Here is a 15,580-nt window from a genome sequence, read left to right as displayed (position 1 = left end):
TAAATGGCACCGCAGCGGGACGAAAAAGTCGCAGAAATGCGCGTTTTTGCGGAGAGGTTACGGAATCACCGGAAGATGAAGGGATGGAGCCAGAAGAAGCTCGGCGAGATAACAGGTCTGGGCACTGCACTTATCAGCCAGTATGAGCGCCAGCTGAGCGTACCAAAAATAGATACAGCAGAGCGGCTCGCAGATGCACTGGGCGTGAGTGTTGATTACCTGCTCGGCCGGAGCAATATGTATCTTGTAGAGTCCCCCCGCAAAGTGGAGCAAATAGGCGAGGCCTGGGGAGAGGAAATGATCGAAACGCTGTACCGTGCCAGGCACATACCGGAACAAGATCGAAAGGTAATTACCGACTTAATTCAGAGGTGGGTAGAGCGGACAGAGCAGCTGGATAAGAGCGACAACGGGAAAGACGACAAGGAGAAATAGCAGGATGGCTCCCCGACCGCGGACCCTGGAGATAATACGGACCGCGCTGGGTGCGCTTGAGGAATTCGGGATCGCGAAACCCCCGGTGGATTCGCTTGCCTGCCTCAAGCAGCGCGCCGAGGTAGAGTTTTTTCCCCTTACGGAGGTAGACGGATCGACAAGCTACAGCAAGAGGACGGGCAAATTCTTCAGCGTTCTGTCCTCGAAAGTGAACGGCGGCCGCCTGCGGTGGACCGCCGCCCACGAGCTCGGTCACATTTACCTGCACCTGCCGCCCGGCTCAAGGCGTCCCAAGACCCGGTACGAGGAAGACCGGGAAGCGGACCGGTTCGCGCGGAACTTCCTCATGCCGGAAGAGTGGGTGCGCCGGGAAGTGTCCATACTGAGCCCGCACGGGGAGCTTCTGATCGCTCGGGACCTGGGACGGCTGAAGGAAATCTTCCAGGTGTCCTGGCCGGCACTGCTCAGGAGGTTGGATGAGCTTGGAATCCAGGACTGGTATGTGAGCGACGACCAGCTCGGTATAGAGCCACCCGACGTGCTGGTCAAGCTCGGGTAGCCGGCCGCCCAAGGTAGATTCGCGGTGCAGTCTCCTCTAGGGCCGCGGCCTGAGAGAGCTCTGAATCTTTTTCAGCAGCTCCTTTATAGGCAGCGGTTCCGCCCCGCCAATCTGCCACAGCCCGGGCAGATCCGGGATTTCATCCCACTGCGTGAAATCCTTCAGCCCGATAATCTCAATCCCCGCGATTTTCCCGGTCTCCCTTCCGCACTCCCCGTCAGTTTCGCGCAGCACGGCTACGAGACAGTCGGCACAAGGATCCGCCGTCCAGTAGGGCGGAGTCGGCTCGGCAAAAACAGTAACGACTTCGCCGTCAGAGCTTATGGTAACAGATGCCTGTATTATTTTCGCCACACTTTCGCCCCCCCTTGCTGCCCCGCTCATCAGCAGCTATCACTGCCTTCCCCTTGGAACGCCCGGGGCAGTCGGCTGCCCCGGGGCTGCTGTTCTGTCTACGGCACCCTATCTACCAGCCTTCCTGCTGCATCGTAGAGCGCCGCCGGGTCCCCGCTTTTGTTCCAGATGTTTGCCGTCGTCCACTTCAGGTCGGTGGGCGGGCTGTCCTTGGCGTTCGGCCCGCTCCACACCCGCACCGAGGCGCCGGGTTGGAGGGTAACTGCCGGGAAGATATAGGTCTGGTTTCCGGCCTCGCTGACCAGCTTCCAGCCCTGGAGGTTGACCGCCGTGCTCCCCTTATTGGTGACGGTCACCACCTCGGCTGCAAGGTCCTTCCCTGTGATTTTTACTTCTGAAGGCGCAGGTTCAGTCCCGCCCGGGGGCCCGGTTACCGGCCGGTCGGGGTTGCCGGCGAGCAACTTAGCCACCGAGATCCACCGGCCACCCGTGGTGAACACCACCGTGCCGTCCCGGTCGGTGCGGAAGACCTTAGCGCCCGCCGCAGAAAGCCGGGCGAGAGCCTCCGCCGCCGGATGGCCGTAGCTGTTCCCGGCACCGACCGAAATGACCGCGTACTTCGGCCTCACGGCCGCAAGGAACGCGGGAGTGGTGGGCGACTCCGACCCGTGGTGGCCGACCTTCAGCACCGCAGCGGAAAGGTCGGCACCGGAGGCAAGCATCTCGTTTTCCGATACGTCCTCCGCATCCCCGGCAAGGAGAAATGCGGTCTCGCGGACCTGGACCTTCGCCACCGCCGAGTAGTTGTTGATGTCCTCGTACGCGGTTCCGCAGGGGGCAAGGAGCCTGACCGAGAGCCCCGGCGCATCGAACACCGTTACCCCGGAGGCGGCTTTGGTCACCGGCACGCTGCGGCTCATGAGGGCATTCAGGAACTCCTGATAGCTTGCGGAGCTGTGGGTCACATCGGGGAGGTATGCGCGCGCCACCTGAAAGTTTTTGACCACTTCACCGGCGCCCCCGATGTGGTCCTCGTGGGGGTGGGTGGCGATGAAGGCATCGATCCTCTCGACTCCGGCCTTGCGGAGGTAGTCCACCAGGAACGCCCCGTCCTCGTTATTCCCGGCATCGACCATCATGGTGCGCCCTCCGGGGAGCCTGGCAAAAATGGCGTCCGCTTCCCCGACGTCGATGAAGTGGACCTCGGCGACCGTGGGCGCGACGTCCATGCCGTTAAGCAGCCCGTCTATGACCTTCGCCACCTGGGCCCGGGTGGCGTGCTGGTCGGGTTTGAAGGTGCCGTCCGCGAAGCCCGACACTGCCCCGACCCCGACGGCTTTGGCCACCTCGCTGCGGCACCAGGACGGAACGTCGGGGAAGCTTACGGGTTTGGCCGCCGAGTCGGGGAGAAGCCTGCCGATCATAGCGGCGAGCTGGGCCCTGGTTATACAGTCATTGGGCCCGAAGCGCCCATCCGAGTAACCCTTTATCACCCCGGCCTTCACAGCCCCGCCGATGTAGGGGCGGGCCCAGTCCATGGAGCTTCCCCGGACGTCGGCAAACGTCGCGGAGGCAGCGTCAAGCGCGATGGGCGCAAAGAGCGGGTCCTTTCCCCGGTAGGAAGCCGCCTCCCGCACCGCCTGGGTGGCGGCCACCAGCATCTTGGCGAACTGGGCGCGGGTGACGTTGGCCTCAGGCCGGAAGGTGTTGTCGGCAAACCCGCTTATGGCACCGTAGCTCGCGAGGTCGTAGATGTAGGCCTTTGCCCAGTGGGCGGTCGTATCCTGGAAACCGACTTCCACGGGCAGACCAGGCCCCGCAGCAGAGGCCGGAGTCATCCATCCCAGAAGAAGGAAGGCAAACAGCAGGAACGCAGAAACCATCGAGACAACCTTTCTTGCCATCCCGCGAGATCCCTCCAGTACGTAGTTGACGAAAACATGCCGAGTTTCGACTTGCGGCCCGCTCCTCGGGAACATGCCGATGGAGCCCGGTTCAACGCCAATCATGTCCCGTCCGCCGATTCTCAGCCTCCCGTCAACGGCCGGCTGACCTTCCTTCCCCCTTTAACCCGGACAGGAGATAGAGAATTGCACGCCGGCCTTTCCGCTCAGGCACCCGGCCCCAGATGGTCTCTAGCCCACCGGGAACCAGACTACCTGGGGGTAGCCTCCGAAATTGCCGGCTATTGCCACCGGATAGATGGCAAACCAGGTACCGTCCGGCTGCAGGGTCAGGCAGTCAGGTGGAATAAACGTGGGGTAGGTGTAGAAATAATCAATCAAGGTCACACCTACCCCAACGTTTCTTTCCTGAAACGCAGCTTTGGCCTCATAGTAGATCGACAGCAACCAGTCTTCGACACCTGTCCTGTAACCGCCATTCACCGCATTAAGCAGCTCAAGGGACTGTTCCAGGTTTACGGCAAGGTCCACAGCGATGGTGCCATCAGAGAGCTCGAACACGCTTGCCCGGTAAAAGCTCAAGGTGTAGGGGCCGACGGCCGTATATCGGTACGTGTCCTCAACGTACCCGGCAAACCCGGAGTAAGACACCGGAGGGGCAGCCGGAAACAGGGCCGACAGCTCAACCGGGCGGCTCGTGGTCAGCATCGGCTTCACGCTGTCGGCAGGCACGGCAAAGTTGAGGTTCTGGGCGCTTGCTTCAGGGGTATAGCCCCAGGTCACCACCCCGATGACCTCCCCCCGCAGGTTGAACACCGGGCCGCCGCTGGAACCAGGCGACACGGGAGCCGAGATCTGAAGCCACTTGAGACCGTCATTCATAAGCCGTTCGGGGAAGCTCACCACTCCGGTGCTGACCGTGTTCTGCAGGCCCAGGGGATTCCCGATGACCACTATGCTGTCCCCGGCTCTGACAGCCGACGAGTCCCCGAGCTCCGCCGAGACAGGGACGCTCTCCGGCAGGTCGATGACCGCGATGTCGCGTTTCTCGTCGTAGTTGGCGAGAGAGGTCACCCGGTAGCTCCTGCCGCCTACGGCGAGAGAAACTGACCAGGCATCCTTAATGACGTGGAAATTGGTCACCACCTTCCTGCCCCCAACCACAAACCCCGATCCCCGGGCCAGCGGCCGGCCGGACGAGTCGGCGGTGGTGATGTAGGCCACGGCCGGCCCGAACCGCTCGGCAATCTCGGCCGGAGTCAGGTTTTCGGAAGGGGGTGCAGGTGAGGGTTCTGCCTTCTGCCTGGTCGGGTCGTATCCCCGCATCAGGCAGTCCAGCATCTTGGCCACCTGGCCCCGGGTGGCATAGTCGTCCGGCCTGAAGGTCCCGTCGGCGAAGCCGGAGACCGCGCCCACTCCCACTGCTTTCGCCACTTCGGCGCGGCACCAGCCAGGCACGTCGCTCATGGCCAGAGGCTTGGCCACCCTGTCGGGAAGAAGCCTTCCGATCATGGCCGCAAGCTGGGCCCGGGTTATGCAGTCATTGGGGCCGAAGCGCCCATCCGAGTAGCCCTTTATCACCCCGGCCTTGACCGCCCCGCCGATGTAGGGGCGGGCCCAGTCCCAGCTTGGGCCGGCCACGTCGGCAAACCTGCATGCGCCGGCGTCCGCGTCTATGGCCGGGTAGTAGACAGCTGCGTTCTGGTCTTCGGCCAGCACCCGGTCCCGGGCCTGGGTGACAGAAACCAGCATCTTGGCGAACTGAGCCCTGGTAACGTTGTCGTTCGGCCTGAAGGTTCCGTCGGCGAAGCCGCTGATGGCGTCGAACTGTTTGAGGTCCTCGATGTAGGGCCGGGCCCAGCTGCCGGCAATGTCGGAAAAGAACATTCCTGCCGCGGGCCCAGCTCTAACCGGCTGCGGGATGAAAACCACCGCCACCACAAAACATACAAGGAACAACAGTACCGTCTGAAGAAACCCGTTCCTCCTCCCCATGGCCTTCCTCCTCCCGTGCTTTCACAAGCCACCCCGGGCCCGGCGTCAGAGCAGCCGTAACTTGCCGGGCCCACTTCTGCCTAATTCCATTGTATCCGAGGAGGGCGACACAGGCTGTCCTCGACAAGAAACCCCCGCGAATCTTTTAGCCAAGGCTGTAGTTCTAGGAAGGGGTTTGCATCAGGGATGCCGTAGTTTTTTACCGGGCCTGCCACCTTCGTGCTCTTGGAAGTGTGTCCTTAGTATTTCTCTTCTTCCCGCTTTCTCGTTACGACGATCCGGAGCTCCTTCGGAAACTCGTTGGGGTATTTCTTATGCTGGAGCCTCCTCACGGCTGCTAACCCTCTCAGCACCGCCCTCAAGGTCCTCCAGAATTGCGGGTTACCCAAGTCGACGTACTGCTCCCTCAAGGTACATCTCCCTCTCCACGGGTTTTAAAGGCCTGAGGCTTACGCAGCCATTACCACCATGCCGCCGGTGCGCTGCTGGCATCCCATGACTTGCCTGCGGCAGGGACCCTGCTGATAATAGGTTTAACGTGCTGACCGCTAAGCTTAAATGTCTTTCCGTTCCATTTGTATTCCTGCATTAGCCTCGGCTTGGGTACACAGTTCTTCCGCAACAGCTCTGACCTTTCAGGTAAAGACGCCGTTGACGACCATCTCGATCATAGCCAGAAGAAGCGCCTGTTCACTGCGCTGGTACCGTTCAAACAAGTCGGTTGAGAAGCTGCCGTTCCATGACCGGGGAACCTGCAGCCTTAATTCGCCTACGCGTGATTTAAGCGGCCTTGCGTGAGTGACCGTTACTGTACCCTTTGCGCTCTTCGGTACGTTCATACGGTTTTGTTCCTACCTGTTCGGTGGCCTGACCTTCAAGCACCTGATTCAGTATCTCTTTCACAAGATGCGCAAGACCCTGACCTCGCATAAATGACTGCTGCAGAATCTCGCTGTCTGCAACAATCTGGTATTGGGCCACTGTACATCCTTCCAATTTGGTTAGTACGGGTACTTGTCCAATACCAGAGGGGCAGTGGCCTTTCCTTCTTGCAAGGTCACTGATTTTACACCACTGTACTGGACTCTACTGGTGGTACCTTATTTCAAGGGGCTGAGCCCCTTTTTGAAATTATTTGTTTTTCCCAGTTCCAAACTTCGCTCGGGCCTCTTAATTCTTACACTGCCATTAGGACATTACCTACTGCTGAAAGCTTGCTATCGTACCACCAAACAAAAACTTGAATTGAAGGTTTGCTTTTTTCATTTCCGGGTTGTACGTTTCAATTACACGAAATGGAGACACCTGACCAGGAAGAATTGGATTATACTCAATTAGCGCATGGGACGAGGTAATAAAGGTTCCGTCGCCAGCATAGAAACTTACTACTGCAGTGACGTTCTCCAGCGGCCTACCGCTAATGTTTTTGACTTCCCCTACTGCTTCCACGAAGTGGTTACTTGATCTGTACCATTTCCAGCTAAGGACCTCTAGATCTGATTCCTTCTTTAATTGTTCTTTTTTTAAGGCCGGTAATTGGCTTAACAACTGGTGTTTCCTGGCCAGGACTTTCTCTGACAGTGGACCCTTATAAGTCTCGGGGATCTCCTGCAAATACACCTCGGCACTATAATAGTTTTCGTTGCTAAAGCTATCCTCGGCACAAGCATAGTTGTAAAGTATTTCAGAAGCTTCGTGATTCAGGCCGGCAAAGGCATAAATGGCCTTTTCCCACTCACCTTGCTCAAGCAGTCTAATTCCTTCCTGGTATTGTTCCGATTTAGATTTTGGAGAATTAACCGCAATCTCGGAATCGGAAGTACGAGCACCGTTCACCAAACCTGCCTTTGTGGTTTCCTGGTCTTCGGTAAGAGCCAAGAAACCCACAATCCCCATCATGATAAGCGTTACTGCCAGAGTAACTGCTACAAACTTACCCTCGAAAGTCTTCAGTTGTTCTTTCAGCCTGTCCAGATTCATCCCAACTCACCTCCTACCGAGACGTCGCTATAAATCAATACTTCTTTTCGACTTTCCGCACCCTCCTCGCAGGGATTTGGAAACCCTGAGGGCGTTTACTGCTGCTCTCCCGAGATGTGATGACCCTGTACCGAGATTAATCGTATTCCATCGCATCCGAGTAAATCGCTGCACCGCCTGACGGTGTGCAGTGATGTCTATCTCGGCAAAGCCGGACTTTAACCCCTGGTTTGTATACGGATATCGCTGAGAGACTTGTGTCTTTCCGGCAACTTCAAGCTCCCTTGCTTTTGGCCGGCTCTCCCTCGTCCCCAACTATTGCCGGCAAAACTACAGCTTTATCCCCTCTGGTGCCACTTCCTGTTTCAGATTTGGTGCCGCTACCTCATACTGTACCAGGCTTACCGGGATAGAAGATGCAGTCTGTTCCACCTCATGACAGGCCTGCCAGTAACGTTGGCTGGCTGGACGAGCTTTTGACCAAACAAGTCAATGCTCGGCCTCTTCGTAAAGCCTTCCTCCAATAAAGAGCCAAACAACCATACTTTTTCGACCACACTTCTGCCCCGCCTCTGATGATTTCAGCGCAGTAACAGCACTTCTTCATCCCGCTGGGCAGCTTCTTCCGGTTTCCGGCAACCTCCGAAGAATCGGGTCAGACATCTTTCAACCACTCGAACCCCGGCTTATCTTTATTCCACCTATAGACTGGCAGGCGCTTGAAGTTCTCCAGCCTTTCCTCGAAACCCTCTTGCCCCTCCCCCAGCCACCGGTACAGGTCCTCTTTGGAGTTTATCCCATGCAGATCCCAGGTTCGCTTTGTCCAGTCAGCGTTTTCTATGCATTCGTCCAGATTCACGACCTCATCACGGGGCTTCCTGCTCTTCCTGCGGCCCATTCCTTTTCCCTCCCCTTCGGCCAGCCGTATCGTTACAATGCCGCCGCTGGTTGAATGCCGAACCTTCCGACTTTCCTTCTCACATGAACCATTATAACCCAGCAGAACGACACAGACGGTCGCCGGGAAACTTTTTGAGCCTAGTTCTGCCTCTAGGCCTACCGAGAAAGCTGGCTGTCCTTGATAGCAACAATCAGCAGCCTGCACTGGCCCGGTAATTGCCCGCCTGACCGAAAGGATTATGGATCTGACTATAAATTGGTAACACCGATGCCTATCGCTCCTAAGCCCCGTCCTAGTTCACGTGCCCGCCTAGAAAAATTTATTTATTATGGTTATGCATATGGGTTGCTACAGCTACACATCCGCCCAATAGCATCAGAAGCTGAACCCTGCCTGCCTTTGACCGTGAAACCACCCGGGATTGCCAGCCCGGGTGGGTACTGGGGCGGCCGTTTGCGATCGCTGGAGCCACTGGCGCCCAAGGCTTGAAGGGCTTTTGGGGAGTCTATTTATGGGGGGCTTTTTTGCGGGAACGGGACCTGCCCGCCGGCTTGGCAGGGTTCCCAATGCCCGCTGGTTTGCCCACTTCTACGCTTAAGGGGGTACAGCCATGAACCGTGATGTCGATGACCTGAAGGAAAGGATCCTGGTCCTGGAGAAGCACAACTCCAGCCTGCGGGAGAGAAATCAGTTTCTGAGACAGGCCCTGCGGTCGCTGGGGCAGAAAGAGGAGGATTACCGCGAGAGGTATGAGAAGCTTATCCGGGCGCTGGACTTCTGCCTGGATGAAGACGACTACCTGATGGAGCTCCTCCAGAGGGTAGACCTCCCGGCCCCGGTAGCACAGGACCTCCGGCTGGAAGAGCGGGTCAAGGAGATGCTGTCCGTGGACGAGGAAGAGCCGGAAACCGAAGAGCAGAGGCGCCTGCGGGAGCTGGCCTGGGAGCAGGAATGGCACAGGTTCGTAGCCGACCACGTGGTGAAGCACACCACCGTTACCCGGATCCGGGTGGCCAATTTCCTGAATCCCGGGATATCCAGCCTGGCCGGACTTGTAGGCCGGGCTGCCGACCGCCTGGCCGGAAGGCACCTCTGGCCGGTAAGGCTCCTTATCAAGCTTGAGGACCGACTTGAGAGCATTTTCCGCAGGGCCCACAACTTCCTGGACGTCCTCCGCTGGCACATCCTCTTCGGCGGCTGGAAAGAAGCCGAGAAAACCCGGGATTACTTGGCCAGGAAATACTGGGAGATCATGGGCGGCTAGCCCGAGCCGCAAGGCATAGCCAGCGGGGAATCACCTGCACACCGCAGTTCTGCCGCCGTGGACAATGCCTTTGCGTTGCCTGTATACTATAGCCGTGCCTATTTACGGGAGGGAATGCAGCATGCAGGAAACTGCCGACGGCAGGCTGGTCCTGGGGGTTACGCTCCTCCAGATGGGAGTCCTCGGCCCCGTTTCCATAGCCAGGCTTATGAAGGCGTTTGATTCCGTCGATGCGCTTCGGGCTGCCGGTCCTGCGCTGGTGAGGACGCTCATCCCCCCGGGAGGCAGAACCGATGTAATGGCAGTTGTAACGGACCCATCCACGCTCGACAAGGCCCATAGGTCAGCCCATGAAGTGCTCTCCAGGGACAGGGAGCTGGGCATCGAAGAGGTTCCGTTCTATGATGCCCGCTACCCCCGGCTGCTCTCTCTCATACCGGACTTCCCCCCTATCCTCTTCGTGCGCGGCAGGTCCGAGTGTCTAAAAAGCACAAGAAACGTAGCCGTAGTGGGAACCAGGGAGCCCACCCCCACCGGCAGGGCCAGGGCACCGATGATGGCCTCCTATTTTGCCGCCAAGGGCTACGTGGTGGTGAGCGGCTTTGCCAAAGGCATTGATACTGCTGCCCACCGGGGGGCCATCGAGGCGGGCGGCATCACCGTGGGAGTGCTCGGCGGCCCCCTGGATAAGCTCCATCCGGCCGAGAACCGGCATCTCATGATGGAGGCGCTTGAGCGAGGCGGCTGCCTTCTCTCCGAAAAGCCTCTGGGAAACCCGGCAACCAAGGCAGACTTCATCAGGAGGGACCGCATCCAGGCCGGGCTCAGCCTGGGCGTGATAGCCGTCCAGGCCGGCATAAACAGCGGCACCATGCACACTGCCCTGTTTGCCAAGAGGTACGGGCGGCCGGTGTTCTGCCCGGTGCCGCCCGAAAGGGAGATGAAGCTTCCCCAGTACGAAGGGATAAAGGTCCTGGTGGAAAAGCACGGAGCTACCTACTTCACCGAGGACGCCCTGGGGACGGTCGAGGCAAGAATTGCGGAGATGGAAGCCCGGCTGCTGCACGAATTCTCGGCTGTCCCCAAACCTGAACCCAGACAACAGCCTCCTTGCTCTTAGGAAGGAGTAATGCGCGAGATCAGGTCCCGTAATCCCTTTGCAACTTTAGGGCGCCGGTAGCCCAGTTTTTGGGACTTCCTGCGCTACCGGTTCCAGCCGTGGGGCCAACGCAGGCCTAATAGCCTTGGCACAGGGAAACCAGTATACGAGTAAGAAAAACACCTAGGCCGCCTCACGGAGACTGACTCAGGTGTTCAATTACTCCTTGGGCGGCGCCAGAAATGCCACCCGGCGCAGAGGCATCTAGGCCCTGTCTTCTTCGCTCATCTTGTCGTAGTATGTTTCCCACAGCTCAATCAGGCTGTTCAAATCCATTTTCTCGATCTGACTCCTCCTCCCCACAGCTAAAGCTAGGGGATTCCTGCAGCTAAGCTGCGAGGTTGCGGCTCGCTGTCTTACGAGACATGCCGGCCGCAGGTTTGGCGCGGGCGACCCAGCGGTGGCGGTTCCACCGGAGGGCTGCCGGCGCGGGGGCTTTGGCCTTCGCCCCGTGCCCCTTCGAGGAGCCCTTAGACATGATATTCAAGGCGGCGTTGGCGTCGGCGTGCCACGCCAGGCCGCAGCGCGGGCAGTATGCCCTGTTCCTTTTCGGCCTCTGTACGGCTCCGCTGCACGCGGAGCAGCGCGAGGAGGTGCCGTCTGCCTCCACGGGGACCACTTCTATCCCCGCTCTTAAGCAGGCCGCCTCCACGGCCTTCCTCAGCATCCGGAAGGCCCAGAAGTTGTGGACCAGGAGGTTTCCCGGCCCGAAGTCCATATCCTTCCGGATGCCGGTCAGGTCCTCCAGATAGAGCGTGCCCACCCGGCTGGCCCTGAGGGTCCTTGCGAGTTCCTTCGCCAGGGCCCGGAAGGCGTGAGCGAGCCTCCTGGCCCGCCTGCGGTAGAGGAGCTTGAGCCTCCAGGAAGTCCTCCTCCCGGCCCCGGCCAGCCGGGACTGCTCGGCCGAGATCTTCCTGGTCCAGTAGAGGAAGTCCTTCCAGACTTCCCTGCCGGAGAAGAGGACCTGGCGCTCCACCCCTTCGACGGCGAGGGCTACCAGGGTCCTCGCCCCCAGGTCGATCCCGGCGGCCTGGGTTGGCCTGGGGTTTCTCTCGGGTTCCGGCATCTCCACCACCTGGGAGGCATACCAGCGTCTTCTGGCCGGGTCGTAGCTGAGTTCCAGGGTTCTGGGTGCCCCGGAGAACCGGAGGATGCCCCTGGTGGGGATGGCCAGCCTGCCGCCCGAGCGCAGGTCGGCGGGAAGGGTCACGGAAAGGGTATTTGCCGTTAGGGAGTAAGATCGGGGAGACTTGACGGGTATAACCCTGAGAAGCCGCTGTCCGGATCTCCGGTCCTTCCAGTAGCCGGCCACGCGCGGCCTGCTGTCCAGCCTGCCGTCCCGGTACAGCCGCAGGCAGGCGAAGAAAGCGTTCCAGGACTGCCTGGCTTTTTTAAGAATCTCCTGCGCCATGTCGGAGGGCAGGGCCCTGTAGGCGTCGTGGTCCTGGAACTCCTTGCACAGCCGGGCATAGGACGGGACCGGAAGACCGGAGAAGAAGGCCTGGCGCATCCGGTACTGGGCGCTGTTCCATAAAGCTGCGCACCGGTCGCCAAGGGTTCTCAGCACAGACCTTGCTTCCTGGTCGGGGATAAGGCGGACGACGTTGGTTCGTTTCATGCTTCGAGTCTAGCAAAAGGTTCTGGAAGGATCAACCGCGCCTTCCTCTCCATGCCTGAAGGGCAGGAGCATCCGGCGCGGAAAGGATGGTGACGGGCGGACTGGCGGATTCCGCCTCAGCGTCGGAGGTGAAGCCGCCGGAGGAGACTACCAGCCCCATTTCGCCTTCTTTGTTAAGCAAACTCATCAGCTCCCGCACTTCTTTTACAGTGACCTTCTGGCTCCGGTGCTTAACCTGTACCTTGATCCTGGGAGTGGTGCTGCCGAAAGGGTCCCGGTAGGCCAGGAGTCAAAGCCACCGTCTTTGCCCTGGGGCAAGATGAAGGGTGTGTAGTAGCCCATTCCACGCAGGAGGGCCGCCACCAAGTCCTGAAACTCGTAAGGGTCCAGGGCGTTTATGTAATCCTTGATCTCCTTCCTGGCTACGGAGATGGCCTGCTCGCCGTCCTACGGGTTATTTCTTCTTTCTGGTCTGCCTCAACCACCTGTTCCTCCTGCCGGTTCCTCCTCGAGAGTAGCAGGTGCTAAAGAAAGGTGGAAAGACCCAACTCCTGCGGATACTGGTCAAAAGTCTTCGGACTTGGCAAAATCAATAACCCCGAACTGGCATGCCATCACAAGTAATTTAATTGCTGCAGACGGGAGGTAAAAACGTTTACATCCTCGAAATTTCAACCGCAAATAAAACAAATGGAATTATTAAAAAGGAAGGTGAAGGCCTCAAATTCCGGTGCAACTTCTACCTGATGATCTTGAAGCCCTCCGTAAAGGTCCTTCCTTTTAGAAGGACACTGACCAGTTGAAGTCTCATATCAACGAGGTAGTTGAGTACCCAATAACAAGTCGCCTATAGCGGGCATCGGAGAGTTTAAGAAGATGCTATTCGGTAAACGAGGAAGCGAGTTATCATTTGAGAGGTATGAATTGGTGAAGGGGAAGCAGGAAGAGAAGCTTCTCGAATATCCGGACCACTGGTACTGCTTCAGCATCGGGGGACTTGCTGACCCACCGCTTAATTGTGCTATGTCAGGAAATGGCTAGTGCAGAGTCGGGCTTGGATCTTATTTTACAGGACACACTAGTGTCCCCACCCGGTGATATTCTCGGCAAGGGAAGGCCCAGACAAGGCAGTAGGATGTGGTTGCCAAGAAGTGAGAAAATCCCCCGGCTGGGTACGGTTTACCAAGGAAAGGAGGTCGCCCAACATGCCTTACCCGCCAAACCGCGACTACCCGGAGGCAGTTATCAAGGTCCTGCTCACGGTGATCGAAAAGACTCCTGCAGGCGGGGCCACCATGGAGGAACTCAAGGAGGCATACCGGGAAGTGAAGGACCGGGAACCCAGCGAGAGGACCATCCGGCGTATCATCCGGCGCCTGAACCTCCTTTTCGATCCTTTAGCCTACGACCGGGACGAGGACGAAGCAGACCTCCCGCGGGAGCACCGTGCCATCGAAGTCCGGGAAAAGAACGGCCGTCACACTTACGTCTTCACCCGGGACCTGGCTGCGCCCCGCCTGGACCCGGGACTGGCGCTCCTTCTCGCTTTAAGCCTGTACCCGCAACAGCGGCACCTCTTGCCGGATCAGTTCGAGGTGCTGATGAAGCTCGTGTTCGAAAACGTGCTGCAGCGGATGGCGGAGTGGCAGAGGCTGAAGCAGGAGATGGAGCGCTACGTCTACGTGTCGGGATACGGCCCGGCCAGCCCGCACCGGAACGCACGCCTGGTGGAAAGGATACTCCAAGCCATCCGCCTGGCCAAGCGGGTCCGCTTCACCTACCACCGCGCCTACGACGGGCGGGTAACCGAGCGGGAAGTCGAGCCGTACGGCCTCCTTTGCCGGCACGGGGTGTGGTACCTGGCGGGCCGCTGCCTAACCGCCGGGGAGAGGCGGGTCTTCCGCCTCGACCACATAGAGCGCCTTGACCTGGTCGAAAACAGCACCTATACCATCCCCGAAGGCTTCTCGCTCCGGGACGCCTATGCCCACGCGTGGGGCGTCTGGACGGAAGAAGATCAGGGTCCGCCGGAAACGGTCCGCCTGCGGGTGGGTCCGGGGCTGGCCCACAAGTTCCGCGTCACCAGGTACCACGAGAGCCAGACCGTAACGGAACTGCCCGGCGGGGGCCTGGAGGTGCGCTTCAGGGTGAGCGGCGCGGAAGAGATGATCCCCTGGCTCTTGGGCTGGGGTGCCTCCCTTGAAGTCCTGGAGCCGGGCTGGTTGAGGGAGGCACTGGCGGACGTTCTCGAGGAAACCCTGGGTCTCTACCGGAAAAGCGCGGGGGCTTCCTGCCTGGACCCTCAAGGAGGGCAGCTGCCATGAAGGGCCCGGAAAGGAGAAAGGCGGGTTTTGCCTGCGACGGCGACCGGTTCATCTACCTCACCTACGGACCGGAGGAATTCTTCCGCCTCTGGGGCGGCACACCCGACGACTACCGGGACTTCCTGGTGGCCAGGCAGGAGGAGCTGGCCTGGGAGCGCGACGACCTTTGCCTGTTCTGGCCCGTGCGGGTACCGTTCGACCTGGAGGACTACCTGGCCTGGGTGGAGGAGGACCCGCGCCGTGCCCTCTGCGCCGACGCCCACCGCGAGTGGGCGGTGTGGGTTGCGCGGCGGCCGGAGCGCCTGGCAGCCATCCGCTCCCGCCACCCCTTCGAGCACTTCGTCCCCCGCGAGGAGATCCTCAAGGCGGAGACCCTGGTGTGGTGCCTGCCGGTAACCGTGCCCGAACCCGCCGCAGCACGGTGCCTCCTCGCCCCCCTGCCCCTGAAATTGCTGCAGGACATCCGGCGTAGCCTCTTTAGAGGCGTATGGCACCACGCCCCGCCCTTCGAGCGCCTTTCCGCCAGGCGGGCGCGGGGCCTGGCCGTTGTACCGGGCGACCGGCTGGTGGTTGCCGCCCGGGCTAGACGGCTCTTGCCCGCCGTGGAGCGGTTTACCGCCCGGGTTGGGAAAGAAACACCCGAGTACTTCGCCGTCGCCGCCCGCCACCGCATCCTTCCTCCGTCCGGCCGGCTCTACCCCTGGACGGAGATCCTCGGACTGCCCATCCTGCTCCTGGGCGGTGCGGAGGACGTGGATACCGGCATGGCCCGGGCCTACGCCGCCGATGTGGACGAACTACCGGTGGAAAGGTGGGAATCCTTCTTCGCCGCCCATGGGATCAACTTCCACCGGGAGATGGGAGATGGCTTCGTGATCGCCTTGATGGCCGGCGGCCTCGCGGCCACCATCAAAGAGCAGTTGACCCCGACACCGCCGGGATCCTCCCGCCGGCACAGTCACCTGAAGAGGGTGAAGTAGGTTTGGCCCCTGGCAGAGACCCAAGCCATGATCAAAAGATTTTTCTCCCTCACCGCAAAGGGACACCAGGGTGTCCCTTTACCTCTGCTACCATGGCCCTGGGTATG

The 15,580-nt window shown here is 59.7% G+C and carries 15 protein-coding genes and 1 pseudogene; 6 read left to right on the top strand and 10 right to left on the bottom strand.

Annotation, left to right across the window (positions count from 1 at the left end; translation table 11 throughout):
• Nucleotides 1-3: 3 nt before the first annotated feature.
• Together H5U02_01520 and H5U02_01515 are read left to right on the top strand one after the other, a co-directional pair.
• Entirely contained in the window at nt 4-435 is a 432-nt protein-coding gene (locus H5U02_01520; protein ID MBC7341129.1) for a helix-turn-helix transcriptional regulator, read from the top strand.
• A gap of 4 nt (nt 436-439) precedes the next feature.
• Nucleotides 440-994 (top strand): ImmA/IrrE family metallo-endopeptidase, encoded by a 555-nt coding sequence (locus H5U02_01515; GenBank protein ID MBC7341128.1) that lies wholly within the window; start codon nt 440-442, stop codon nt 992-994.
• 36 nt (nt 995-1,030) lie between these two features.
• Here H5U02_01515 and H5U02_01510 read toward each other — a convergent pair whose 3' ends face one another.
• The 8 genes from H5U02_01510 to H5U02_01475 form a co-directional block, all read right to left on the bottom strand.
• Entirely contained in the window at nt 1,031-1,348 is a 318-nt protein-coding gene (locus H5U02_01510) for a hypothetical protein (GenBank protein ID MBC7341127.1), read from the bottom strand.
• Nucleotides 1,349-1,446: 98 nt separating this feature from the next.
• A complete protein-coding gene (locus H5U02_01505; GenBank protein ID MBC7341126.1) occupies nt 1,447-3,252 on the bottom strand; it encodes an S-layer homology domain-containing protein in 1,806 nt (601 codons plus the stop codon).
• A 231-nt stretch (nt 3,253-3,483) separates the two neighbouring features.
• Nucleotides 3,484-5,247, bottom strand: a complete 1,764-nt coding sequence (locus H5U02_01500) for an S-layer homology domain-containing protein (GenBank protein MBC7341125.1) — start codon at nt 5,245-5,247, stop codon at nt 3,484-3,486.
• Between the two features lie 239 nt (nt 5,248-5,486).
• The gene (locus H5U02_01495) at nt 5,487-5,657 is read right to left on the bottom strand and encodes a hypothetical protein (protein MBC7341124.1); all 171 of its coding nucleotides are present in this window, start codon (nt 5,655-5,657) and stop codon (nt 5,487-5,489) included.
• Nucleotides 5,658-5,882: 225 nt separating this feature from the next.
• Nucleotides 5,883-6,086 (bottom strand): transposase, encoded by a 204-nt coding sequence (locus tag H5U02_01490; protein ID MBC7341123.1) that lies wholly within the window; start codon nt 6,084-6,086, stop codon nt 5,883-5,885.
• Nucleotides 6,028-6,228: a transposase gene (locus H5U02_01485; protein MBC7341122.1), complete on the bottom strand. Its 201-nt coding sequence runs from the start codon at nt 6,226-6,228 to the stop codon at nt 6,028-6,030. The genes H5U02_01490 and H5U02_01485 overlap by 59 nt, the downstream gene beginning before the upstream one ends.
• A gap of 219 nt (nt 6,229-6,447) precedes the next feature.
• Entirely contained in the window at nt 6,448-7,227 is a 780-nt protein-coding gene (locus H5U02_01480) for a hypothetical protein (protein ID MBC7341121.1), read from the bottom strand.
• A gap of 655 nt (nt 7,228-7,882) precedes the next feature.
• Nucleotides 7,883-8,125: a hypothetical protein gene (locus H5U02_01475; GenBank protein ID MBC7341120.1), complete on the bottom strand. Its 243-nt coding sequence runs from the start codon at nt 8,123-8,125 to the stop codon at nt 7,883-7,885.
• 613 nt (nt 8,126-8,738) lie between these two features.
• Here H5U02_01475 and H5U02_01470 point away from each other — a divergent pair.
• Both H5U02_01470 and H5U02_01465 read left to right on the top strand, forming a co-directional pair.
• Nucleotides 8,739-9,392, top strand: a complete 654-nt coding sequence (locus H5U02_01470) for a hypothetical protein (protein MBC7341119.1) — start codon at nt 8,739-8,741, stop codon at nt 9,390-9,392.
• 121 nt (nt 9,393-9,513) lie between these two features.
• Nucleotides 9,514-10,512, top strand: coding sequence for a DNA-protecting protein DprA (locus H5U02_01465; GenBank protein MBC7341118.1), 999 nt, complete (start codon nt 9,514-9,516; stop codon nt 10,510-10,512).
• A 367-nt stretch (nt 10,513-10,879) separates the two neighbouring features.
• Here the strand turns inward: H5U02_01465 and H5U02_01460 are convergent, their stop codons facing one another.
• Both H5U02_01460 and H5U02_01455 read right to left on the bottom strand, forming a co-directional pair.
• Complete coding sequence (locus H5U02_01460; GenBank protein MBC7341117.1) at nt 10,880-12,169, bottom strand: transposase; 1,290 nt, start codon at nt 12,167-12,169, stop codon at nt 10,880-10,882.
• Nucleotides 12,170-12,200: 31 nt separating this feature from the next.
• Nucleotides 12,201-12,511, bottom strand: a pseudogene (locus H5U02_01455) (restriction endonuclease).
• Nucleotides 12,512-13,374: 863 nt separating this feature from the next.
• On the opposite strand from H5U02_01455, the gene H5U02_01450 reads away from it, so the two are divergent.
• A complete protein-coding gene (locus H5U02_01450) occupies nt 13,375-14,493 on the top strand; it encodes a WYL domain-containing protein (GenBank protein ID MBC7341116.1) in 1,119 nt (372 codons plus the stop codon).
• The gene (locus H5U02_01445) at nt 14,490-15,473 is read left to right on the top strand and encodes a hypothetical protein (GenBank protein MBC7341115.1); all 984 of its coding nucleotides are present in this window, start codon (nt 14,490-14,492) and stop codon (nt 15,471-15,473) included. The genes H5U02_01450 and H5U02_01445 overlap by 4 nt, the downstream gene beginning before the upstream one ends.
• The last annotated feature ends 107 nt before the right edge of the window (nt 15,474-15,580 follow it).

The organism is Clostridia bacterium (assembly GCA_014360065.1).
GTDB lineage: Bacteria > Bacillota > DSM-521 > Neomoorellales > JACIYF01 > JACIYF01.
Note: the sequence above shows the minus strand (reverse complement) of the source record. Positions and strands in the feature narration are given on the sequence as shown.